The sequence below is a fragment of the Mesorhizobium sp. B4-1-1 genome, assembly GCF_006439375.1.
Classification (GTDB): domain Bacteria; phylum Pseudomonadota; class Alphaproteobacteria; order Rhizobiales; family Rhizobiaceae; genus Mesorhizobium.
Genome location: NZ_VFTH01000015.1, coordinates 83,543 through 105,047 on the forward strand (window position 1 = coordinate 83,543; position 21,505 = coordinate 105,047).

General features: G+C 64.0%; 21 protein-coding genes and 1 tRNA gene. 8 read left to right on the top strand and 14 right to left on the bottom strand.

The genetic code is table 11. The annotated features are described in order from the left end of the window. Nucleotides 1-63 precede the first annotated feature (63 nt). On the top strand, nucleotides 64-1,500 hold the full coding sequence (locus FJW10_RS20690) for an MFS transporter (RefSeq protein ID WP_140901438.1): 1,437 nt from the start codon (nucleotides 64-66) through the stop codon (nucleotides 1,498-1,500). Here the strand turns inward: FJW10_RS20690 and coaBC are convergent. The 3 genes from coaBC to ubiE all read right to left on the bottom strand — a co-directional run bounded on the left by coaBC (nucleotide 1,497) and on the right by ubiE (nucleotide 5,439). Continuing rightward, complete coding sequence (coaBC, locus tag FJW10_RS20695) at nucleotides 1,497-2,969, bottom strand: bifunctional phosphopantothenoylcysteine decarboxylase/phosphopantothenate--cysteine ligase CoaBC (protein WP_210239813.1); 1,473 nt, start codon at nucleotides 2,967-2,969, stop codon at nucleotides 1,497-1,499. The two genes, FJW10_RS20690 and coaBC, sit on opposite strands and share 4 nt — an antisense overlap. A 75-nt stretch (nucleotides 2,970-3,044) precedes the next feature. Next, nucleotides 3,045-4,619, bottom strand: a complete 1,575-nt coding sequence (gene ubiB / locus FJW10_RS20700) for a 2-polyprenylphenol 6-hydroxylase (protein ID WP_140827212.1) — start codon at nucleotides 4,617-4,619, stop codon at nucleotides 3,045-3,047. 43 nt (nucleotides 4,620-4,662) lie between these two features. Further along, nucleotides 4,663-5,439, bottom strand: a complete 777-nt coding sequence (gene ubiE, locus FJW10_RS20705) for a bifunctional demethylmenaquinone methyltransferase/2-methoxy-6-polyprenyl-1,4-benzoquinol methylase UbiE (protein WP_140901439.1) — start codon at nucleotides 5,437-5,439, stop codon at nucleotides 4,663-4,665. Between the two features lie 168 nt (nucleotides 5,440-5,607). Between ubiE and FJW10_RS20710 the strand changes: the two genes are divergently transcribed. From FJW10_RS20710 to FJW10_RS20720, 3 genes are all read left to right on the top strand, one after another. Then, the gene (locus tag FJW10_RS20710) at nucleotides 5,608-6,582 is read left to right on the top strand and encodes an adenosine deaminase (RefSeq protein WP_140901440.1); all 975 of its coding nucleotides are present in this window, start codon (nucleotides 5,608-5,610) and stop codon (nucleotides 6,580-6,582) included. A 157-nt stretch (nucleotides 6,583-6,739) separates the two neighbouring features. Then, on the top strand, nucleotides 6,740-7,369 hold the full coding sequence (gene upp, locus FJW10_RS20715; protein ID WP_140901441.1) for a uracil phosphoribosyltransferase: 630 nt from the start codon (nucleotides 6,740-6,742) through the stop codon (nucleotides 7,367-7,369). Nucleotides 7,370-7,475: 106 nt separating this feature from the next. After that, nucleotides 7,476-8,042, top strand: coding sequence for a TIGR02281 family clan AA aspartic protease (locus FJW10_RS20720; protein WP_140901442.1), 567 nt, complete (start codon nucleotides 7,476-7,478; stop codon nucleotides 8,040-8,042). A gap of 6 nt (nucleotides 8,043-8,048) precedes the next feature. Here the strand turns inward: FJW10_RS20720 and deoA are convergent, their stop codons facing one another. The 6 genes from deoA to FJW10_RS20750 all read right to left on the bottom strand — a co-directional run bounded on the left by deoA (nucleotide 8,049) and on the right by FJW10_RS20750 (nucleotide 14,273). After that, nucleotides 8,049-9,365 carry a thymidine phosphorylase gene (deoA, locus tag FJW10_RS20725; RefSeq protein WP_140901443.1) on the bottom strand — a complete coding sequence of 439 codons (1,317 nt, stop codon included), beginning with the start codon at nucleotides 9,363-9,365 and terminating at the stop codon, nucleotides 8,049-8,051. Then, nucleotides 9,365-10,168 carry a purine-nucleoside phosphorylase gene (locus FJW10_RS20730; protein ID WP_140901444.1) on the bottom strand — a complete coding sequence of 268 codons (804 nt, stop codon included), beginning with the start codon at nucleotides 10,166-10,168 and terminating at the stop codon, nucleotides 9,365-9,367. The genes deoA and FJW10_RS20730 overlap by 1 nt, the downstream gene beginning before the upstream one ends. Next, a complete protein-coding gene (cdd, locus tag FJW10_RS20735; RefSeq protein ID WP_095766692.1) occupies nucleotides 10,165-10,557 on the bottom strand; it encodes a cytidine deaminase in 393 nt (130 codons plus the stop codon). The genes FJW10_RS20730 and cdd overlap by 4 nt, the downstream gene beginning before the upstream one ends. 74 nt (nucleotides 10,558-10,631) lie before the next feature. Continuing rightward, complete coding sequence (locus tag FJW10_RS20740; RefSeq protein ID WP_140901445.1) at nucleotides 10,632-11,603, bottom strand: ABC transporter permease; 972 nt, start codon at nucleotides 11,601-11,603, stop codon at nucleotides 10,632-10,634. A 1-nt stretch (nucleotide 11,604) separates the two neighbouring features. After that, a complete protein-coding gene (locus FJW10_RS20745) occupies nucleotides 11,605-12,744 on the bottom strand; it encodes an ABC transporter permease (RefSeq protein WP_140827197.1) in 1,140 nt (379 codons plus the stop codon). Then, the gene (locus FJW10_RS20750) at nucleotides 12,741-14,273 is read right to left on the bottom strand and encodes an ABC transporter ATP-binding protein (RefSeq protein WP_140827196.1); all 1,533 of its coding nucleotides are present in this window, start codon (nucleotides 14,271-14,273) and stop codon (nucleotides 12,741-12,743) included. The genes FJW10_RS20745 and FJW10_RS20750 overlap by 4 nt, the downstream gene beginning before the upstream one ends. 258 nt (nucleotides 14,274-14,531) lie before the next feature. On the opposite strand from FJW10_RS20750, the gene FJW10_RS20755 reads away from it, so the two are divergent. From FJW10_RS20755 to FJW10_RS30845, 3 genes are read left to right on the top strand one after another with little or no spacing between them, the layout of a single operon-like run. Next, entirely contained in the window at nucleotides 14,532-14,741 is a 210-nt protein-coding gene (locus FJW10_RS20755; RefSeq protein ID WP_140901446.1) for a SlyX family protein, read from the top strand. Between the two features lie 20 nt (nucleotides 14,742-14,761). After that, complete coding sequence (locus tag FJW10_RS30840; protein WP_246674327.1) at nucleotides 14,762-14,950, top strand: hypothetical protein; 189 nt, start codon at nucleotides 14,762-14,764, stop codon at nucleotides 14,948-14,950. A 36-nt stretch (nucleotides 14,951-14,986) separates the two neighbouring features. Beyond that, complete coding sequence (locus FJW10_RS30845; RefSeq protein WP_246674328.1) at nucleotides 14,987-15,169, top strand: hypothetical protein; 183 nt, start codon at nucleotides 14,987-14,989, stop codon at nucleotides 15,167-15,169. A 72-nt stretch (nucleotides 15,170-15,241) separates the two neighbouring features. On the opposite strand, the gene FJW10_RS20765 is transcribed toward FJW10_RS30845, so the two are convergent. From FJW10_RS20765 to FJW10_RS20780, 4 genes are all read right to left on the bottom strand, one after another. Beyond that, complete coding sequence (locus FJW10_RS20765; protein WP_140901447.1) at nucleotides 15,242-15,700, bottom strand: GNAT family N-acetyltransferase; 459 nt, start codon at nucleotides 15,698-15,700, stop codon at nucleotides 15,242-15,244. Between the two features lie 156 nt (nucleotides 15,701-15,856). Then, nucleotides 15,857-16,846, bottom strand: a complete 990-nt coding sequence (locus FJW10_RS20770) for a BMP family ABC transporter substrate-binding protein (RefSeq protein ID WP_140901448.1) — start codon at nucleotides 16,844-16,846, stop codon at nucleotides 15,857-15,859. A gap of 258 nt (nucleotides 16,847-17,104) precedes the next feature. Continuing rightward, nucleotides 17,105-17,431, bottom strand: coding sequence for a hypothetical protein (locus tag FJW10_RS20775; protein ID WP_140901449.1), 327 nt, complete (start codon nucleotides 17,429-17,431; stop codon nucleotides 17,105-17,107). Between the two features lie 70 nt (nucleotides 17,432-17,501). After that, on the bottom strand, nucleotides 17,502-18,197 hold the full coding sequence (locus FJW10_RS20780) for a DUF2569 domain-containing protein (RefSeq protein ID WP_140901450.1): 696 nt from the start codon (nucleotides 18,195-18,197) through the stop codon (nucleotides 17,502-17,504). A 441-nt stretch (nucleotides 18,198-18,638) separates the two neighbouring features. Between FJW10_RS20780 and FJW10_RS20785 the strand changes: the two genes are divergently transcribed. After that, nucleotides 18,639-18,728 (top strand) — tRNA-Ser (locus FJW10_RS20785). A gap of 1,084 nt (nucleotides 18,729-19,812) precedes the next feature. Here FJW10_RS20785 and FJW10_RS20790 read toward each other — a convergent pair. Beyond that, on the bottom strand, nucleotides 19,813-21,396 hold the full coding sequence (locus FJW10_RS20790) for a hypothetical protein (RefSeq protein ID WP_140901451.1): 1,584 nt from the start codon (nucleotides 21,394-21,396) through the stop codon (nucleotides 19,813-19,815). Between the last annotated feature and the right edge of the window lie 109 nt (nucleotides 21,397-21,505).

Below are 21,505 nucleotides of genomic sequence, written 5' to 3' on the forward strand. Positions count from 1 at the left end.
AAGGAGTTAGAGCAGGTCGGCGATTCTACGAGCGCTGAACTGCTCTAAAGATCGGTGAGCGTCTTGAATACGGAATCAGAGAACAAGGTCGACTGGCAGGCGTTGTGGGCGAGCGGCGACCTGGCGCGCTTCTGCTTCGTCAGCCTCGGCATCCTGCTGCATGCCACCAACGAGACGATGGTGGCGACGGTGATGCCGGCCATGGTCGGCGATCTCGCGGGCGTGCAGCTGGTCGGCTGGTCGCTGGCGATCTATGAGCTCGGCGCGATCGTCGCCGGTGCCGCGGCCGGCCGGCTGGTCAGCTATGTCGCCCTGCGCTCCAACATGATGGTCGCCGCGCTGCTCTACGCGATCGGCGCGCTGATCTGCGCCGCAGCGCCCTCCATGCCGCTGTTCCTTGCCGGGCGCCTGGTCGAGGGGCTTGGCGGCGGCGCACTTGTGTCGCTCGCCTTCGTGTCGGTCGAGCGCCTCTTTGCGCGCAACATCTGGCCGCAGCTCTTCGTCATCATGTCCGCGATCTGGGGCGTCGCGGCCTTCAGCGGCCCGATGCTCGGCGCGCTCATGACCGAGTTCCTGTCATGGCGCTGGGCTTTCGGCATCTTCACGGTCGGCGGGGCGGCGATGGCGTTGGCAAGCTTCATCGTGCTCGACACGCCCGAGGCGAGGAAGCCGCAGGTGGTCAGCGGCAGGGCACCACCTTTCCCCTATCCGGCGCTCGCCTGTCTCGCCCTCAGCGTCGTGCTGATCGCCGCTGCCGGCATCGACATTGCCCTGTTGCGCTCGTCACTGCTGCTCTTCCTCGGCCTGATCGGCCTGTCGCTGTTCTTTCGCATCGATGCCCTTAGGCCACAATCGCGGCTCTTTCCGTCACCTTTGTTTTCATGGCGCTCGCCGCTTGGCAGCGGCATGACCATGGTTGCGGCATTCTCCGTGGCGACCTGCACCTTCACCATTTACGGGCCGCTGCTTCTGACCACCCTGCACGGCATTCCGATCCTGACCACCGGCTACATCATCGCCGCAGAATCGATCGCCTGGTCGATCCTGTCGATCCTCATCGCCAATGCCCCGCTGGAGCGCGAGAGGCTGATCATCGTCGTCGGCGCGCTGATGATCGCTTCCGGCCTCGCCGGCTTCGCCTACACGATCCCGGCAGGCTCGATCCCGCTCATCCTGCTCTGCGCCCTGCTGCAGGGCGGCGGCTTCGGCGTTTGCTGGCCCTTCCTCACGCGCGTCATCGTCGCTTCGGCGCGCGACGGCGAGCAGACGATCGCCTCCGCGGCCGTGCCGACCATGCAGCGCATCGGCTATGCGGTGGGCGCGGCACTTGCCGGCATCGTCGCCAATGCCAGCGGCTTCTCGGAGGGCCTGACCCGTGAAGCCGCCGCAGGCGTTGCCGGCTGGCTGTTCCTCGCCTTCGTGCCTCTAGCTATCCTAGGGTGCATCGCCGCGCTGAGGATCGCGCTGCCGACGCCGCGGCCTCAGCAAGCGACCGGCTAAACCACGACGGTCTGCAGCCGCTCCGCAATCAGCGCGGCGAGCCGCGCCGCCACCTCGTCCTTGCCCATCTCCGGCCATTCCTCGACACCGGTCCTGGAGACGATGCGCACCTTGTTGCGGTCGCCGCCCATCACGCCGGACGGGCCGATGCCGCTTTCATGCGAGACGTCGTTGGCGACGATGAAGTCGGCGCCCTTTTTCCTGAGCTTGGCCTCGGCGTTGGCGATCAAATCCTGTGTCTCGGCGGCGAAGCCGACTACGAGGCCCGGCCGCTGCGCGTGATGGCCGATGCCGGCCAGGATGTCTGGATTTTCGACCATCTGCAGCGAAGGCGACCCCTCGCCAGCCACCTTCTTGATCTTCTCGCCGGCGGCGTTGGCGGTGCGCCAGTCGGCAACGGCGGCAACGAACACGGCGGCGTCCGCCGGCAACAGTCGCTCGACCGCGTCCTTCATCTGGGCAGCTGTTTCGACATGCGTAGTCGCGACGCCGGCCGGATCGGCGATGGTGACCGGACCGGAAACCAGCCGCACATCGGCGCCGAGCTTCGCCAGCGCGGCCGCTATCGCATGGCCCTGCTTGCCCGAGGAGCGGTTGGCGATGTAGCGCACCGGGTCGATCGGCTCATGCGTCGGCCCGGAGGTGACGATGATCCTGCGGCCGGCAAGCGGCTTCGGCTTCTCGTCGAGCACGGCTTCGATCGCGGCGACGATCTCCAGCGGCTCGGCCATGCGGCCCTCGCCCGCTTCGTTGCTTTCGGCCATCTCGCCCTTGGCGGGACCGACAAAGGCGATGCCGTCCTTCTGAAGCGTCGCCCGATTGCGGCGCGTTGCCGGATGGGCCCACATTTTCGGGTTCATCGCCGGCGCCATCAGCACCTTCTTGGCGGTGGCAAGAAGCACGGTCGAGGCAAGGTCGTTGGCATGGCCATTGGCGAGCTTCGCCATCAAATCGGCGGTGGCCGGCGCCACCACCAGCAAATCGGCTTCGCGCGACAGCCTTATATGGCCGACATCGTGCTCGTCCTTGCGGTCGAACAGCTCGGTGAAGACATGGTCGGCCGAAAGCGCGCCGACCGACAGCCTGGTGACGAACTCCTGCGCGGCCGACGTCATCACCACCCGCACCGACGCGCCGCGTTCGCGCAGCCGCCGGATGAGGTCGAGCGATTTATAGGCGGCGATGCCACCGCCGATGATGAGCAGGATGCGCTTGCCGGAGAGAGAACCCCGAGAAATTGATTTGGCGGACGCGGCGACAACCGGCGCCGCCTGCTCCTTGGAGCCTGTCAGCGCACGCAGCGTCTTCTCGATTTCGCCAATGCGGTCAGCCTGCCCTGCCCTTCCTTCGACCGCGGCGCGTATCATTGCCCGTGCCTGCTCTTCCATCGAGCAGCCGTTTTCGGCGGCGAGCTGCCGCAGCAGGTCCTTGACCGCGTCATCCAGATTGCGGATCGTGATGCTGGCCATGTGTGATTGCACTCGCTCAGATAGCGCGCCTGCAATGATAGCAATGCAGTCAGTTAATCGCAAGCCGCATGGGACTCAGAGCAATTTCAACGCGATGTAGATCAGCGTCAGCGCGATCACCCACAGCGCCACCCGACCGGAGCGGGTGTGGCGCGCTTCGGCCCTACCTATCGCGCGGGCCGTCGCTTCGTCGAAGCGCAGGCCGTTCTCGGCCATCAGGTCGATCTCCCGCGACAGCCGGTCGGTACGGGCGGCAAGGTCCGGCGCTTGCCGTGCCAGCGTCAATAGCGCCTTGGCGCCGTCGCGCGCGTCGGTGAGCATGCCGCGCGGGCCGAGATTGCCCGCGATCCAGTCGCTGACCACAGGCTCGGAAGTCTTCCACATGTTGAAGGCCGGATCGAGCGTGCGGGCGACGCCTTCGACCACCACCATGGTCTTTTGCAAAAGCACCAACTCGGTCCGCGTCGCCATATCGAACAGCTCGGTGACTTCGAACAGCAGCGTCAGCAACTTCGCCATCGAAATGGTCTCGGCCGACTGGCCGTGGATCGGCTCACCGATGGCGCGGATTGCCTGCGCGAAGGCCGAGACATTGTGCTGGCGCGGCACATAGCCCGCCTCGAAATGCACCTCGGCGACGCGCTGGTAGTCGCGCACGATGAAGCCGTAGAGGATTTCGGCGAGGAAGCGCCGCTCCTTCTTGCCGAGCCGGCCTGCAATGCCGAGATCGACGGCAACGATGGTGCCGTTGGCTTCGACGAACAGGTTGCCCGGATGCATGTCGGCATGGAAGAAGCCGTCGCGCAGCGTGTGCCTGAGGAACGACTGGACCAGATTGGCGGCGATCGCCTTGAGGTTGTGACCGGCATTGGCAAGGCCGGCGATGTCGTTCATCTTGGTGCCGTCGATCCACTCCATGGTGAGCACGTCGCGGCCGGTGCGCTCCCAATCAACCGCGGGCACGCGAAAGCCCGGATCGTCCTTGGTGTTCTCGCCGAGTTCCGAAAGTGCGGCCGCCTCGAGCCTCAAGTCCATCTCGACCTTGGTGGTCTGCGCCAGCGTCTGGGTCACCTCGACCGGACGCAGCCGGCGCGAGGAGGGGATGTATCTTTCCTGCAGATGGGCCGCAAGGAAATAGCTTTCGAGATCCTGGAAGAAGCGGCGCCGCACGCCGGGCCGGATGACCTTCACCGCCACGCGCGACGTCGTTCCGTCACGAGCCACGTCGGCGCCATGCACCTGCGCGATCGAGGCGGCGGCAACGGGGTCCCCGAACCTGGCATAGAGATCGTCGATCCTGCGCCCGAGCGAGGCTTCGATCGCATGGATCGCTTCCGCTTTCGGGAAGGTATGCATCTTGTCCTGCAACAGCGCGAGGTCCAGCGCCATGTCGTTGCCGACGACATCGGGCCGCGTCGCCAGGAACTGGCCGAGCTTGACGTAGGAGGGTCCGAGCCGCACCACCGCTCGCGCCAGCCTGTCGCCGCGCTGATAGCTCAGCGCCCGGCGGCGGGTAAAAAGCCGCGCCACGCGCCAGCCGAATTTCGGCATGCCGGAGAGTTCTTCGCCAGGCAACGCCGCGACGACGCCCTCGCGGACCAACACCCAGCCGGCCCTGGCGAGCCGAAAGGCGGCGGCGACGCTGCTCATAGCCCTGCCTGTGTCAAAGGGGCCTGCTGCAAGGGGCCGCGCCTCAAAGCTTCCAGCCGGAATGAAGGGCGGCGATGCCGCCCGAATAGTTGCGGAACGTGACGCGGTCGAAGCCGGCGCGGGCAATCATCGCCGCGAAATTCTGCTGGTTGGGGAATTTGCGGATGGATTCGACAAGGTAGGAATAGGGCTCGCCATCGCCGGTGACCGCTTTGCCGATCTTGGGAATCGCATTGAACGACCAAGCCTCATAGGCCTTGTCGAGCAGCGGCATATCGACCTCGGAGAATTCGAGGCAGAGCAACCGCCCGCCGCGCTTCAGCACGCGATAGGCTTCAGCAAGGGCGACTTCGATGCGCGGCACGTTGCGAATGCCGAACGCGACCGTATAGGCGTCGAAGGACTCATCCTCGAAAGGCAATTCCTCGGCATTGGCCTCGACAAAGTCGGTGTTTGCCGCAAGACCCTGCTTCTCGGCGCGGTCGCGGCCGACAGCCAGCATCGAGCCATTGATGTCGAGCACCGTGGCATGGGCCTGTCGCTGACTGGCCTCGACGATGCGGAAGGCGATATCGCCGGTGCCCCCGGCGACGTCGAGCACCTTCCAGCCCACTTTTTTGGGAGGGTTCAGCCAGGCGACCATCGCGTCCTTCCACAACCGATGCAACCCAGCCGACATCAGATCGTTCATCAGATCGTATCGATTGGCCACCTTGTGGAAGACGTCGTTGACGAGGGGCTGCTTCTCGCCTTCCCCGACCGTCCTGAAACCATAGGAAGTTTCCATGCCGCCCGCGGCCGTGGTTCTCTCAACTGACATTATTTTGATCCGTCATAAAACCGGCGGGACCATAGCCGATCGATGGTGCCGACGCTATTGTCCAAGGCGCGGTTTTCGGCCGCGCCTTCAAAACCCCGCAGGGAAAGGTCACGCATGATTTTCCGGCCAGAATCTGCGCGAGAGCAGCATATCGGACGAGATGACCGCATGATTTTGAAGGCCGAACTGCATTGCCACATCGAAGGGGCGGCGGCGCCCGAGCTCGTCGTCAGCCAGGCCCGCAAATACGGCGAGGACCCTTCGCCCTACATCCGGAACGGCTCTTTCGTCTGGCACGATTTCACCTCGTTTCTCGCCGCTTACGATTTCGCTTCCGACCTGTTTCGCACGGAAGAGGACTATGCGCGCCTCGCCGACCATTACCTGACCAGCCTCGCCCGCGACGGCGCCATCTATTCCGAGGTTTTCACCTCGCCGGACCATGCCAAAAAGGCCGGCCTGTCGCCAAAAGCCTATACGGACGCGCTGGGCGAAGGCATGACCCGCGCCAAGGCCAAGACCGGTATCGAGGGCCGCATGATCGTCACCGGCGTGCGCCATGTCGGGGTTGAGGCGATCGAGCAGGCGGCGCGCTTCGCGGCGCGCTGCGGCCATCCGCTGGTGACCGGTTTCGGCGTCGCCGGCGACGAGCGCATCGGCGATTTCGAGGACTATGTGCGCGCCTTCGAGATCGCGCGCGAGGCGGGCCTCGGCATCACCATCCATGCCGGCGAACTGATGGGCTGGGAAAGTGTCAAGGCGGCGCTCGACCACATCCGCCCGTCACGCATCGGCCACGGCGTTCGCGCCATCGAAAACCCGGACCTTGTCCGCCGCATCGCCGCCGAAGGCGTGGTGCTGGAATGCTGCCCAGGCTCAAACATCGCGCTGAAAGTGTTCGACAGCTTCGCCGACCATCCCTTCCCGGCGCTGCGCGCCGCCGGCTGCAAGGTAACGCTCAACTCCGACGACCCGCCCTACTTCTGGACCTCGCTGAAGCGCGAATACGATATCGCCGCCGAGCATTTCGCCATGAACGACAAGGCGCTCGCAGGGATCACCAGAACGGCCATCGAGGCGGCCTTCGTGGACAAGAAGACCAAGGCGATGCTGCTGGGCCGGTTGGACGTGAAGGTGCGGTGAGTGAGTAGGGAGTAGTCGGTAGTCAGTAGTTATGGATTTGGCCGAGCGCGCATAGATCGGTTGAAGGCCAGAGCTTTCCCCGAGGCGAGGACTCGCAAATCGGCTCACTATTCACTACTCACTACTGACTACTACCCCGAACCAGTCGGAGCACATCATGCAGGGCGTCACCGTCGTCGACCACCCCCTCGTCCAGCACAAGCTGACCATCATGCGCAAGAAGGAGACCTCCACGGCAGGTTTCCGGCGGCTGCTGCGCGAGATTTCACTTCTGCTCGGCTATGAGGTGACCCGCAATCTCGAACTGACCACGACCATGATCGAGACGCCGATCGAGGAGACGGAAGCGCCGACGCTGGAAGGCAAGAAGCTGGTCTTCGCCTCGGTGCTGCGCGCCGGCAACGGCCTGCTCGAAGGCTTGCTCGACCTGGTGCCGGCGGCACGCGTCGCCCATATCGGCCTCTACCGCGACCATGAGACGCTGGAAGCGGTCGAGTATTTCTTCAAGGCGCCGAGCGATCTTGCCGACCGCCTGGTGATCGTCGTCGATCCGATGCTGGCGACCGCCAATTCCGCGATCGCCGCGATCGACAAGCTGAAGGGCCGCGGCGCCACCAACATCCGCTTCCTCTGCCTGCTTGCCGCCCCGGAAGGCATCGAGCGCTTCACCAAGGCGCATCCGGACGTGCCGATCTTCACCGCCTCTATAGACCGGCAGTTGAACGACAAAGGTTACATCATGCCCGGCCTCGGCGACGCCGGCGACCGCATGTACGGGACAAAATGAGCGCATCCGTTTACCACGCGTTTACACAACCGCGCGGTTCCGGCGCACGTTAAAGCGGAAACCACCATGCCGGCGTAAGGATGCGGCCTCGATTTAAGGGGCATCCATGCTGCGCAAGCTTCTCATCTTTGGCATCTTTGCCGGAACCTCGGCCTCGATTCCGATCGTCTATCAGGCGAATCCGCATCTGGTGGACGGCTTGTTGAAATCGACCGTCGCCTCGCGGCCGGCTGCGCCGAAAGCAGAGCCGCAGGTCAATCTCGCTTCGGTCCCGGACAAGCCGGCGACGCCGATGCCGCTCGGCCGTCAGGTGCTGGTCAATGCCGACGGGCGCGGTCACTTCACGTCGCAGTTCAAGTTCAACGGCCGTCAGATCGACGGTATGATCGACACCGGCGCGACGCTGGTCGCCATCAACACCTCGACCGCCCGCAGGATCGGCATCTCGCTCAACCCGTCCGACTTCAATCGCCAGGTGAACACCGCCAACGGGGCGATCAAGGCCGCCGTGGTGACGGTCGAGCGCCTGCAGATCGGCAAGATATCGGTCGACAACGTCCAGGCGATGGTGCTCGACGACAGGGCGCTGCAGACCAACCTGATCGGCATGAGCTTCCTGCAGCGCCTGCAGAAATACCAGGTCCAGGACGGCTCGCTGCTGCTCGTTCAGTAAGGCCGATCAGCGAGGCAATATCCGCCTGAGCACGGTCTTTTCGGCGGGCGGCTTGGAACCCCCGATCGTATAGGCGGCACGCACGGCGGCCGCTGCCGCCCCGGCCTGGGCGTCGGTGCGGGCATGCACCAGCGCCAGTGCCTCGCCCGGGCGCAGCTCGGCGCCGACCGGCAACAGCCTGGTCAGACCGACGGCATGATCGATCTTGTCGTCGGGATGCGAACGCCCGCCACCGAGCGTGACGACGGCAAGCCCGATATCGCGCGTGGCGATGCCGGTCACGAACCCATCCTGTTCCGCTTTCACGGCCAATTCGACCGGCGCCGTCGGCAGATACTTTTCCGGTTTCTCGATGAAATCGCCGGGACCGCCAAGCACCGCCACCATTCGCGCGAAGACGGCTGCCGCACGGCCTCCGGCAAGCGCCTCGGTGGCGCGCCTGATACCGTCCTGGTGGGACGAGACGAGCCCCGCCGACTGCAGCATCTCGGCCGCCAACGCCAGCGTCACGTCCTCCAGCCGGCGGTCGCGATATCGGCCGGTGAGGAAATCGACGGCATTTCGCACCTCGACCGCGTTACCAGCCGCCGAAGCCAGCGGCTCGTTCATGCCCGTCACCAGCGCGGATGCATTCAGGCCGGCGCCATTGGCGACCTCGACCAGGCTGTTCGCCAGCGCGACCGCATCGCGCGACTTTTCCATGAAGGCGCCGTTGCCGACCTTGACGTCGAGCACCAGCGAGCCCAAGCCCGCCGCAAGTTTCTTCGACAGGATCGAGGCGGTGATCAGCGGGATCGATTCGACGGTCCCCGTCACGTCGCGGATCGCGTAGAGCCTGCGGTCGGCGGGTGCCAAATCGGCGGTCTGGCCGATGATAGCGCAGCCCGCTTCCAGCACCGTCTTGCGGAAAAGCGCCACGTCCGGCTGGGTGGCATAGCCGGGAATGGCATCCATCTTGTCCAGCGTGCCGCCGGTGTGGCCGAGGCCGCGGCCCGAGATCATCGGCACATAGGCGCCGCAGGCGGCGACGATCGGCGCCAGCATCAGCGAGACATTGTCGCCGACGCCGCCGGTCGAATGCTTGTCGGTGACCGGCCCCGGCAGGTCGGACCAGTCGAGCACGTCGCCGGAATCGCGCATGGCGAGCGTCAGCGCCACCGCCTCCTCGCGGCTCATGCCGTTGAGGAACACGGCCATGGCGAAAGCGCCGACCTGGCCCTCGGAGATGGTGCCGGCCGTCAGCCCTGCGACGAAGGCCGCGATCTCGTCGGCCGAGAGTTTGTGGCCGTCGCGCTTGTGGCGGATGATCTCCTGCGGCAGCATCAGTCGGGTAAGCCGTCCTGGAAGACGCGCCGCAGGATCGTCGCCAGCCGCGCGCCGCCGACCGGCGCCATGTCCTTGGTTTCCTGGTGCGAGAGCTCCGCTCCGGTCATGCCTGCCGCCAGATTGGTGATCACCGAGCAGGCGGCGACCTTGAGGCCGAGGAAGCGGGCGAGGATGACCTCCGGCGCGGTCGACATGCCGACCGCCGTCGCGCCCATGACGCGCGCCATGCGGATTTCGGCCGGCGTCTCGAAGCAGGGTCCGGAAAACCACATATAGACGCCCTGGTGCAATGCCGTGCCGGTCGCCTTCGCCGCCTTCTCGATCGCGCCGCGCAAGCCGGCATCGTAGGCCTCGGTGAGACCGACGAAGCGGCGGTCGCTCGGCTCGCCGATCAGCGGGTTGGAGCCGGAGAAATTGATGTGGTCGGTGATCAGCATCACCGAACCCGGCCCCATTTCAGGATCGACCGAGCCGGCGGCGTTGGTGAGGATGAGGCGCGAGATGCCGATGCCGGCAAGCACCTCAAGCGCCGGCCGCATCGCCGCGGCATTGCCATGCTCGTAATAATGCGCGCGCCCGGACAGCATGAGTACCGGCGTGCCGGCGAAATGCCCGGCAACCACCTCGCCGGCGTGGCCGGAAACACCGCTGCGCGGGAAGCCCGGCAGTTCGGCATAGGAGATGCGCCTGGCATCCTTGACCTGGTCGACCAGACCGCCAAGGCCTGAGCCCAGCACAAGCGCGGCCGCGGGCGCCAGCCCGTCCAGCTTCTCGACCAGATGATCCAGCGCTTCCATCATTTCAAGATGTCGCCCCTGAAGCCGTAAGGCAGCATGTCGCCCATGGTCACGGTCTCGGCCACGCCGGCGTTGTCGCACAGATAGAGCTTCGTGTCCGGCCGGCAGAATTCCGCCAGCCGTTGCCGGCAGCCACCGCAGGGCGAGCATTTGGCCATGCGTTCGGCGATCACCGCGATCTCGACGATCCTGCCGCCGCCGCCCATGATGTAGTGGCCGAGCGCCGTCGTCTCGGCGCACCAGCCTTCCGGATAGGACGCCACCTCGATGTTGGCGCCGGTGAAGACGCGCCCGTCTTCGGTGCGCAACGCCGCACCCACCGGGAATTTCGAATAGGGCGCATAGGCCTTGGCCATCGCCGTCTTCGCCGCCTCGAACAGATCATGCGACATCCGGTTCTTCTCTCCCACGATCTTGTTCAAATGCCGGTCGCCGCCGGACGAATCCGGCCCCAGCGTCCCCAACCTCAGCGTTCCTTCACATAAGGCACGCCGCCGGCGCGCGGCGGGATAGCCTTGCCGATGAAGCCGGCGAGCAGGATGACGGTCAGCACATAGGGCAGCGCCTGCATGAATTGTACAGGGACCTTGCCGATGATCGGCAGCGGCGAGCCCTGCAGGCGGATCGCCGCGGCATCGAGGAAGCCGAACAAAAGGCAGGCGAACATGGCGTTGACCGGCTTCCATTTGGCGAAAATCAGCGCGGCAAGCGCGATATAGCCCTTGCCCGCGGTCATGTCTTTCACGAAACCGCCATTCTGCACCATCGACAGATAGGCGCCCGCGACGCCGGTAAGCACGCCGGTGCAGATCAGCGCCCGATAGCGCAGCCACGCGACCGAGATGCCGGCGGTGTCGACGGCGGCCGGATTTTCGCCGACGGCGCGCATCCTCAGCCCGAAGCGGGTGCGAAACAGCACCCACCAGGTGAACGGCACCATGGCGAAGGCGAAGTAGACCAGGATCGAGTGGCCGGAGATCAGCTCGGCATAGATCGGGCCGATGATCGGCACATCCTTGATCGCGTCGGCGCCGGGCCAGGTGATTGCTGCGAAGCGTTCGCCCGGCTGCAGCGCCGGCGTGCGCCCGCCCTGCTGGAACCAGGCCTGGCCGAGGATGATGGTCGATCCTGCGGCGATGAAGTTGATGGCCACGCCGGACACGATCTGGTTGCCGCGATGCGTGATCGACGCAAATCCATGCACCATCGCAAAGGCGACGGAAATCAGGATGGCCATGCCGAGGCCGAGGAAGGCGGAATGGAAGACCGAAGCAGCGGCGGCGCCGGCAAAGGCGCCGACCAGCATCTTTCCTTCGAGACCGATGTCGAAGATGCCGGCCCGTTCCGAATAGAGGCCCGCCAGGCAGGCGAGCAGCAGCGGCACCGAAAGGCGGATGGTCGAATCCAGCACCTGGACGATGGCGTTGAAAATGTCCATCTCAGGCCCCCTTCCCGTTCACTGCCTGCATGCCGACCGATTTCGGACTGACCGAGGCGAACAGCGCCTGGATGTAGGGCCTGAACATGTGTTCCAGCGCGCCGGCGAACAAGATGACCAACCCTTGGATGATGACGATCATGTCGCGGCTGATCGCCGGCATCTCGAAGGCAAGCTCGGCGCCGCCCTGGTAGAGCATGCCGAACAGGATTGCCGCCAAGACGATGCCGACCGGATGCAGCCTGCCCATCAGCGCGACCGCGATGCCGACATAGCCGGCGCCGGACACGAAATCGATCGCGACATTGTGCTGGTCGCCCATGACAGGGTTGAGCGCCATCATGCCGGCCAGCGCGCCCGAGATCATCATCGCGGTGATGATGATGCGGGTTTCCGAAATGCCGGCGTAGCGCGCCGCCTTCGGGCTGTGGCCATAGGTGCGCATCTCGTAGCCGAGCCTGGTGCGCCAGATCAAAAGCCAGACCAGGAAGGCCATGACCAGCGCCAGCAGGAAGCAGATGTTGAGCGGCGCGGACCGGATCTTGGCGCCGAACAATTCGATGATCCAGTTGAGCTTCGGCAATTCGGCGCCGGCGAGGAAATTGCGCGTCTGCGGCGCCTGCGAGCCGGCCGGCTTCAGCGGGCCGACCAGCAGGTAGACCATCACCGAGGCGGCGATGAAGTTGAACATGATGGTGGTGATGACGATGTGCGAGCCGCGCTTGGCCTGCAGATAGGCCGGGATCAGCCCCCAAAGCGCGCCGAACGCCGCCGCGGCCACGATCGCGATCGGAAAGATCGCCCACCAGGGCAAAGTGCTGTCGAAACTCAGGCAAACGAGCGCGATGCCGAGGCCACCTATATAGGCCTGGCCCTCGGTGCCGATGTTGAACAGGCTGCAATGCGCCGCCACCGCCACCGACAGTCCGGTGAAGATGAAGGTCGTGGCGTAAAACAAAGTGAACGCGATGCCCGTGCCCTTGCCGAAAGCGCCTTCGACCAGGATGACGGCGGCGCGGAACGGGTTTTCGCCGACCAGCATGACGACGAAGCCGGCGACGATGAAGGCGACCGATAGGTTGATCAACGGAATCAACCCATAGTCGGCCCAGGCCGGCAATTTGGCGTAAGGCGTGCTCATTCGGCGGCCTCCTGATGCTCGACGCCGGCCATCAACAGCCCAAGCTCGCCTTCGGTCGCGTCGGGGCCGCGCTCGCCGACGACGCGGCCGGCAAACATCACCAGAATGCGGTCGGAGAGCGAGCGGATCTCGTCGAGCTCGACCGAGACCACCAGCACCGCCTTGCCCTGGTCGCGCATGGCGATCAGCCGCTTGTGGATGAATTCGATGGCGCCGACATCGACGCCGCGCGTCGGCTGGCCGACGATCAGCACGCCGGGGTCTTGTTCCATTTCCCGTGCCAGCACGATCTTCTGCTGGTTGCCGCCGGAGAAATTGGCGGTCTTGAGGCGCGGATTGCCGGGGCGGATGTCGTATTTCTCGATCTTGTCCTTGGCGTCGGCCATGATGGCATCGATGTCGAGGAACGGCCCCTTCAAATAGCGCTCGTCGTCGTGATAGCCGAGGATCGAGTTCTCGTTTTCCTCGAAGGCGAGCACCAGTCCGACATGGTGACGGTCTTCCGGCACATGGGCGAGACCGCGGTCGCGTAGTTCGCCGGGATCGGCCTTGCCGGTAAGGTCGATCGGCTTGCCGTCGAGCATCACCTCGCCGGAAACCGCATGCCGGATGCCGGAGATCGCCTCGAGCAGCTCGGACTGGCCATTGCCGGCAACGCCGGCGATGCCGACGATCTCGCCGCCGCGCACGTCGAAGGAGACATTGTCGACCATGGTGACGCCGCGCGAATCCTTGACCGTCAGGTTCTTGACCGAGAGTTTTACCGCGCCGGCTTCCGACTGGCCCTTCTCGACCCTGAGCAACACCCGCCGGCCGACCATCAGTTCGGCCAATTCGCCGACCGTGGTTTCCTTCGTCACCCGGGTCGCCACCATCGTGCCTTGGCGCATCACCGAAACCGTGTCGGTGATCGCCATGATCTCGCGCAGCTTGTGCGTGATGAGCACGATGGTTTTGCCCTGCTCCTTCAATTGCTTGAGGATGCGGAAAAGGTGGTCGGCCTCGGCCGGCGTCAACACGCCCGTCGGCTCGTCGAGGATCAGGATCTCGGCGCCGCGATAGAGCGCCTTCAGGATTTCGACGCGCTGCTGCAGGCCGACCGGCAGCTCTTCGATGACGGCGTCGGGATCGACCTCGAGGCCGTATTCGCGCTCCAGCCGGTCAAGCTCGGAGCGAGCCTTGGCGATGCTGCTCTTCAACAGCGCATCGTTTTCGGCGCCGAGGATGATGTTCTCCAGCACCGTGAAATTGTCGACCAGCATGAAGTGCTGGTGCACCATGCCGATGCCAAGCGCGATTGCGTCGTTGGAGGTGTTGATCGACACCGGCTTGCCACCGACGCGGATCTCGCCGCTATCGGCTTGGTAGAAGCCGTAGAGGATCGACATCAACGTCGACTTGCCGGCGCCGTTCTCGCCGACAATGCCGTGGATCGTGCCGCGCGCGACTTCCAGGTTGATGTCGCGGTTGGCGCGCACCGCGCCAAAGCTCTTGTTGATGCCTATGAGCTCGATTGCGGCTTGCGCCATGCAGCCTGTTCCCACTGTTATTTTTTTATCGCTTGGTCAAAATGCCTAGCATGATGCCCCGCTTATGCCAATCGGCCGTTCACTCTCGACAAATCCCCGCGTCCTTGTCAATTTCGAACCTGAGCAGGTTCCGCAAAAGCGCCCCACGGTTTTGCGATCTGAACCTGCGAAAACCAACAGAGCTAAGCAGATATTCGTGGGGCATCCCACGAATATCTGCTTAGCTGGAAGCTACACATTCGCAAGGATCGGTTTTTCATGGCCATGCCTGACGATAGGCTGACGACGTTGGAAATCCGCGCCGCCGAGCAGGAGAAGACCATCGAGGAGCTGTCCGGCCAGATCGCCGAACAGTGGAAGGTGATCGAGCGCATGGAGCGCAAGCTCGCAGCCCTGGCCGACCGCTTCCTGGAATTGGAGGAGCAGACCGCCTCCGATGTGCCGGTGACCAAGCCGCCGCATTGGTGAGGCCATGGGGAAAGACGGCCATGTCCAGTGAAAGCGACCGCGTCGCTCGAGCCGGCGATTATGTCTTTGGCTTGATGAACGACAGGGAACGCGCCCGCGCCGAGCGCGACCTCGAGATCGATCCCGCCTTTCGCGACACGGTGCTGCGGCTGGCCGAACGTTTGCGCGCCTTCGATCCCGAGGGGCCTGAAGGGCGTGGCGATCGCTAGGAACTGGTCACGCAACGCCTTGCCGAACTGCCGCAGATGCAGACGCGGCTGGCCGGCGTAGCCGTCCCGGAGACGGAAGCGCCGCCACCGATGATCCACCGGCTCGAGCGCAAGCCCTACGGCATCGGCCTGCATTCGCTTGGCGGCAGGCTGGGCTTCGTCATCGCGCTTGCCCTGGTGGCGGCCTTTGCGCTCGGCTATCTCGCCGGCACGCTATAAAAGCAATTCCAGGAAAAGTGCGGGGCGGTTGGCTCGGCGCGCCCTCGTCGTAGCCTTCCGTCCGGAATTGCGTCAAAGCAGAGACTTCGACATCAGAAGCATCGGCGCGCCGTCCTGCTCGAAGGTCTCGACCGCCGTCCATCCAAGCGCCTCGTAGAAGCCGCGCGCCTGCCATGTGTAGAGATAGAGCTTGCCGACACCGGCCGAAGTGGCACGAGCTTCGACGGTTCTGACCAGCGCCGTGCCGACACCGCCGCCTCGATAGGCTTCCTCGACGATCAGTCCGGCCAGCCATGGCGCCAGGTCGTGCGGCGAACTGATTTCGTCGCGGACGAGCAGGCAGCTCCCGACGGGCCGGTCGCGGTCGCGGGCGACAAAGGCCGCCTCGAAGCCGTCGCCGGCGATCAGCCCGCGCAGCCCGGCCATGTCCTCGTCGAGGGTCCGATCCGTACCCTCAAAGAAAGCCTTGAGCCGAAGCCGCGCCATTGGCTCGACGTCGCGTTCGGCCAACGCTTCGATTGCCGGTCGCATCGTACCGTCTCCAAAACAAAACCGCCGGGCATTGGCCCGGCGGTTCGAACCCCAGAGCAATTCCCGGAAAAGTGCGTAGCGGTTTTCCGTCCGGAATTGCGTGAAAACAAAAGTTAGAGCGGTTCAGTCACTGAACCGCTCCGCTTCAGCTGCCGATCAATAGGGGCAGGCGTTGTCGGCGGTGTAGTCGTGCACCTGGACCTTGCCGGAGATGATGTCGGCCTTGGCCTTTTCGACAGCCGCCTTCATCTCGTCGGTCACCAGCGCCTTGTTGTTGTCGTCCATGGCGTAGTCCACGCCGCCTTCCTTGAGGCCGAGATTCTCCAGACCACCCTTGAAGGTGCCGTTCTTGCCGTCCATGAAGGTGTTGTAGACGGCAACGTCGACGCGCTTCATCATCGAGGTCAGCACCTTGCCGGGCTGCAGGCCGTTCTGGTTGGAATCAACGCCGACGCCGAGCTTGCCGGCATCCGCCGCCGCCTGCAGCACGCCGACGCCGGTGCCGCCGGCAGCGGCATAGACCACGTCGGCGCCCTGATCGATCTGCGTCTTGGCGATCTCGCCGCCCTTGGCCGGGTCGTTCCAGGCGGCCGGCGTATCGCCGGTCATGTTCTGGATGACATCGGTCGCGCCGGCCGACTTGGCGCCGCCGACATAGCCGCATTCGAACTTGCGGATCAGCGGGATGTCCATGCCGCCGACGAAGCCGACCTTCTTCGACTTCGACGCCATCGCCGCCAGGATGCCGACGAGGTAGGAGCCTTCGTTCTCCTTGAACACCAGCGAGCGGACATTGGGCAGGTCGACGGCATCGTCGATGATGGCGAAGTTGAGGTCGGGATAATCTTTCGCGACCGCTTTCAGCGCGTCCTCCCAGGCAAAGCCCGCCATGACGATCGGGTTGCGGCCGTCCTCGGCGAAGCGGCGCAGCGCCTGCTCGCGCTGCGAGGCGTTGGAGACTTCGAATTCGACATAGGCGACGCCGGTTTCCTTCTTGAACTTCTCGGCGCCGTTATAGGCGGCCTCGTTGAAGGATTTGTCGAACTTGCCGCCCAGATCGTAGAGGATGGCCGGCTGCACGTCCGCGGCGAAAGCCGGAAGAACCATTGCGGTTGCGGCCAGAAGGCCGAGAACGATACGTTTCATGTGATCCACACCCTGTCGGTTATTTTTCCGTTTTTGCACCGCCTGCGCGCCCGGTTCTCCGGCGGGCTTGCGGCGCCAGGCAGGAAGTGTTTGACCCCTCCCGCTCCCGGTCAATCTGGCACGGCGCGAAACAAAATTCACGTGGAATTTTGACCTGTTGGAAAAAGCGGTTACCGGCGATCCGGCACGTCTCTTAAAAGCAATCTCAGGAAAAATGTGCTGCGGTTTGCGTGCGGAATTGCGTCAGAACAAAAGCCTTCAAGGGCTTGGAGCGAATTCCGCGCCGCGGCGCTTGCGCCGGTAACCGATGGCGTAGAGCAGCAAGGCAAGCACCGCGAACACCGCGAAACCGGGTTGCGCGAGCACCCAGGCGACCGCGCCGTCCCACACCAGAGGGTTTGCCCTGCCGCGCACGAAAGTCTCGAAAGCCGCGCGGGTATCGGGCGACACCGCGAGCCAGCTCGCGTTGAGCGGCGTCATCACCAGCGACGACGCTGCGACCGAGCGTGTCGTGTCGATCACCGCCATGATGACGGCGATCGACAGCGCAACCATGGCTGCCAGCCGAAAGATGAAACGCAACATCGACGCTCTCCGTCTACCCCGCAATCGACATAGAGCGTGCGTGGTTCGCGCGCAATCGCGGCCCGTGAAATTAGCGAGCCCGCGCCGGTCCGCGCCGGTTCGCCCGCCAGACGGCGAAAATACCGCCGGCGATCGCGCCGACGATCAGGCCGCCCAGGCCGACAAAAGCCGCGAAAAATCCGCAGGCGCCCTCGAAGCAGCTCATATGCGTCAGGTCCGCGATCAGCGAGCCGGCGAAGAACCCGGCGCAGGCGCCGATCACGCCGCCAAGGATGATGCCGAGCAGCGCGGCAAGGATCGAGACGAAGACCGGCGGCCGCTCGGTCTCCGGATTGGCGTAGATCGTGTCCGCGCCGGCCCCGTTGCGCAGGAGATAGATGCAGAGCAGGCCGATGGCGATCTCGGCCACGGTGAAGCCCAGCGCTTCGGCCCAGAAGGCGAAGCTGTAAAACACATAGGCCTGGCGCACGACGAGCCAGACGATGATGGCGATTTGCCAGATCGTGTAATGGCGCGGGAAGCGGGCCGAGCGGTTGAAGGCAAGGCCAAGCAGGTACAATCCCCACAGGATGGTGATCACACCGCCGGTCAAGCCGCCATAGACGAGCAGGAATGCATTTTCCGGCAGGCTGAAGTCGCCGATCAGCCGCCAGTTTGCGATCAGGCCGTAGGCCGACAGCCCCATGACGATGACGAGCCACGCCACCGGGATCAAGGAAAGCCCGCTGTCAGGCCGCCCCGCGGGTTGCCGGTCGATCGATGCCATGTCAGGACGATGCCCCTCGCCCAAGCAATTCCAGGAAGGCCGCCTGCCGGCTTTCGTCGGAATTGCAAAACCGAACCGGCAATTCCCAGGAAAGCCCGCAACCGTTCACCGGGATTGCATGATTAACGGTAGTCGACAGCCGGGCGCAGCCGAAGTCAAGCATCACCGGCGCGCCACGATCGGCCTGTACACATCATTCGAACGCATCGCCCTCCCGAACCCGCCTTTGCGCCATACACGGCAAAAGCCGCGGCAACGCCAATATGGCTTGGCATTCGCTTTCGGATCGACTAGATGAGCCCCGCGCCTGTTTGCCTAGACGGCTAGCGGTGCCGGGAAGGTTGCCCGCCGGTTGAAGGCACCAGATGTCCGTCGAGGACTTCCCACGGGAGCATCTCCCCAACCCGCGCGGCGAAACCGGCCGACGCGAGATGCTAAGACGGAGAGGTGGCCGAGTGGTTGAAGGCGCACGCCTGGAAAGTGTGTTTACGGGAAACCGTAACGCGGGTTCGAATCCCGCTCTCTCCGCCATATCATCAATAAAATCAAAAACTTATAGTAACTTTCGGAATTTACCCGCCAAAACGCCCATCATGCAGGATGCTATTGATTTAGACGGCATGCGACGGCATTAGACATCCGGCCGGGGTGTCCCATCGAAAAATACAATTCGGCGCGATCCCACCAATGGCTCAACCCTGGATGCAATCCGATTTGGGCTGCTGGGACTATGCCGCTCCTCCCACAAGGGACAACGACGATCTGCTGCGCCCCGGTTCGGTATGGATACGTGTTGTCACCGGCGTAGAACGGCCGGACAAATTCGGACTCGAGCACTCCGGTGAGGTCGGGCAACTCCTTCCAAGGTTTGTTCTCTTGGGCGCTTCTTGAAGACTTTATCGCCTTACGACTGGCAGGCACGCCTATTGAAGATGCGGGTTGCTCCTCGACTACGAACGCCATGCGCGGTGCGAATATCGCGCCCTGTGTAAATGCAGGGCGTAAGGGGACCATGCTCGTTGACCGACGACTTTCACCTCTCCGGACTTACGTGAAAGGCTTGGGGCAGCTTCTTGCCACGACATGTTCGGTTTGGCCAACCGCCCGCTCCAAATCTCTGTCTTCAACGGCATCTTGCGTCCCGACCAAGTACCCTCGCCCTCTTGCATGGTTTTGGTGTGTTCTGCTCTGGCGCCGAAGACGACTGATGCCGCGCGGGAAAGAAATGCGGCCTGATGCGCCTCAAATCCCAGGACGGGTCGAACGCAATGGCAGCGTTCCCCGAGCCGTCGCCGTAGTAACCGCTCCGGAAGCCGGAATAGTGTTCTCGGTCTATTGCAGCATTTGGTAGCACAAGAGCGCTACCGCCTTTCCTCCCACTCGGAAACCCCGCGATATTTCCTCCGGTGTTGGGCGTGAGGAACTGGCAAAGACCAGCGGGCGAGGCAAATCCGACCCGAAGCCGACGCCCGTCTCCATGACGCGAATGGCAGCTTTGCACCTCGGTTGTTGTCGTTCGGGCGGAAAATCGCCGACCCCGGAATCGGTCGTACAATTAGGAGCGCCAACGCGACTCCTGCCCGCCAAACGCTGGGCGGACTTCCGAGTAGCTTGCCTAGCGATCGGACTCGGCCGCGAGCTTCCACGCGCCATCGTCCGCCATCTGCTCGGACAGCCGCTGCATCACACAGATCACCTCTACGAGGCGCACGCCGTCGATCGGGCGCATGTGCATCGTCGGGCGCCGGACTGCAATCAACTTCTGCATGTCATGGTCGAATTCGGTCTTCTCGACGAACACACTGCCGAACACTTCATCCCAGTTTTTCGTGTTCTGGATGATCCCCGACAGCTCACCCAATTCGGTAAAGTTGACCAGCGGTGCGAACGCTTCACCGCGCGCCATCGCCACCTTGCGAATCTCCTTCGCCTTGCCGATCAGGTTCGACGCGCGCAGCTTGAACCAGTCCGGACCGAAGCGTTCTTCGAGCTTGCGCTCGACATAAGCGCGCAGCTCCTGCTCGAACCGCCCGACTAACGCATAGGCATCCTTGCTGGTGCCGCGCGACCGCACGATCATCGATACTTCGCCAAGAGTCACGACCGCCACGGCATTGGCTTCCGAACGAAGCCCGATGGTCAGCCCGCTCCCGATCATAATCTCGAGCGCCATGCCTGGCTGGGCGACAATCAGCCCTTCATCGACTTTGGCCTCGCGATACATGCGCTTGCGCACACGCCGGTCACGCCAGAAATTTTCTGGTAGATCGTCGCGCGTGCGCCACTCACCAAAGAGCGAATGATAAGCGTCGATCTGGTAATGACTGCGCCGGTCGAACACTTCGCCAATGCCGGCGAGCGCCGACATCTTGAGCTGGGTCGCCGCGAAATCGGCTTCGAACCGGGCGGTCAGCCCGAGCATTGTGCTCATCTTGGCCTGATCGATCGCGGCCGAACGGACGAAGTTCTTGGCGATCGCGTTCCGCATGCCGCCGACAGCCGTGCCAAGACTTTCGCCGAGCAGTTTGGTGATATCGGAGGGGTAGACCCGGCCGAGCATGCTCGCCCATTGCGAGGTCTTGGCGATATCACCGAACGGCCCGGCAAGAGCGGCGAGCAGCGATTTCTGGACGGCACGCTGCTGCTCTTCGAACTGCTTGATCGCCGATCCGATGTCGCCGAGCGGTCGCATTGCCTCTTCGAACGTCCGCTGCGCCTGGCTCACGGTGCTTGCCAACAACGGATCAATCTTGAGCGGTCGCACGCCCTGGATCGCCGGAATCAACTTTGGATCAATCGACGGGATGATTGCGCCGATCGAGGCGAGCTTGGCATGGTCGATTGCCAATGGCTGGATCGCATTGAGCTTCGCGGCCAGCGCCGTGGACGGTTCAAGCATCTTGCGCATCGCTTCCATGCGCGCGGCCTCGGCCCCTCCAAAGGCCGAGCTAAGCCCGAGCGCGACCTGCTGCGCAGGCGAAATGGCATAATCGCGAGCCAGCTTTGCCGGAGGGACAATGTTAAGGGCCCGCGCCATTTTGAGCGACGGCGATTCCAGATAATCGCGGGCGATGCGCTCGGCCGTGAGTTCGCGCGTGCTGCGTGCGATCTCTTCGGCAGCCGTCAATGGCTCGCCGCGGGCGATTTTCGAGAGCTTGTCGCGGGGGAGCTTGCCGCCAGCACTGTCGTCGTCATCCATCGCTACCGCCTGTTCGCTCGCACTTTGATCGGCGGCTGCGCGCCGCCTTGTCTATATACAGTCGAGTACGTCCTTTCACACGTCGCCGCGACCAAAAAGGATCGCGTCC

Coding starts and splice junctions, on each gene's coding strand:
- ubiB (WP_140827212.1), bottom strand. CDS start 4,619: ATGAGCAGCGTCGCCGCCGCCTTTCGGCTCGCCAGGGCCGGCTGGGTG.
- FJW10_RS20770 (WP_140901448.1), bottom strand. CDS start 16,846: ATGAAACGTATCGTTCTCGGCCTTCTGGCCGCAACCGCAATGGTTCTT.
- FJW10_RS20765 (WP_140901447.1), bottom strand. CDS start 15,700: ATGCGACCGGCAATCGAAGCGTTGGCCGAACGCGACGTCGAGCCAATG.
- upp (WP_140901441.1), top strand. CDS start 6,740: ATGCAGGGCGTCACCGTCGTCGACCACCCCCTCGTCCAGCACAAGCTG.
- FJW10_RS20730 (WP_140901444.1), bottom strand. CDS start 10,168: ATGATGGAAGCGCTGGATCATCTGGTCGAGAAGCTGGACGGGCTGGCG.
- FJW10_RS20720 (WP_140901442.1), top strand. CDS start 7,476: ATGCTGCGCAAGCTTCTCATCTTTGGCATCTTTGCCGGAACCTCGGCC.
- FJW10_RS30840 (WP_246674327.1), top strand. CDS start 14,762: ATGTCCAGTGAAAGCGACCGCGTCGCTCGAGCCGGCGATTATGTCTTT.
- ubiE (WP_140901439.1), bottom strand. CDS start 5,439: ATGTCAGTTGAGAGAACCACGGCCGCGGGCGGCATGGAAACTTCCTAT.
- FJW10_RS20740 (WP_140901445.1), bottom strand. CDS start 11,603: ATGGACATTTTCAACGCCATCGTCCAGGTGCTGGATTCGACCATCCGC.
- coaBC (WP_210239813.1), bottom strand. CDS start 2,969: ATGGCCAGCATCACGATCCGCAATCTGGATGACGCGGTCAAGGACCTG.
- cdd (WP_095766692.1), bottom strand. CDS start 10,557: ATGTCGCATGATCTGTTCGAGGCGGCGAAGACGGCGATGGCCAAGGCC.
- FJW10_RS20745 (WP_140827197.1), bottom strand. CDS start 12,744: ATGAGCACGCCTTACGCCAAATTGCCGGCCTGGGCCGACTATGGGTTG.
- FJW10_RS20750 (WP_140827196.1), bottom strand. CDS start 14,273: ATGGCGCAAGCCGCAATCGAGCTCATAGGCATCAACAAGAGCTTTGGC.
- FJW10_RS20775 (WP_140901449.1), bottom strand. CDS start 17,431: ATGTTGCGTTTCATCTTTCGGCTGGCAGCCATGGTTGCGCTGTCGATC.
- deoA (WP_140901443.1), bottom strand. CDS start 9,365: ATGCTGCCGCAGGAGATCATCCGCCACAAGCGCGACGGCCACAAACTC.
- FJW10_RS20755 (WP_140901446.1), top strand. CDS start 14,532: ATGGCCATGCCTGACGATAGGCTGACGACGTTGGAAATCCGCGCCGCC.
- FJW10_RS20790 (WP_140901451.1), bottom strand. CDS start 21,396: ATGGATGACGACGACAGTGCTGGCGGCAAGCTCCCCCGCGACAAGCTC.
- FJW10_RS30845 (WP_246674328.1), top strand. CDS start 14,987: ATGCAGACGCGGCTGGCCGGCGTAGCCGTCCCGGAGACGGAAGCGCCG.
- FJW10_RS20710 (WP_140901440.1), top strand. CDS start 5,608: ATGATTTTGAAGGCCGAACTGCATTGCCACATCGAAGGGGCGGCGGCG.
- FJW10_RS20780 (WP_140901450.1), bottom strand. CDS start 18,197: ATGGCATCGATCGACCGGCAACCCGCGGGGCGGCCTGACAGCGGGCTT.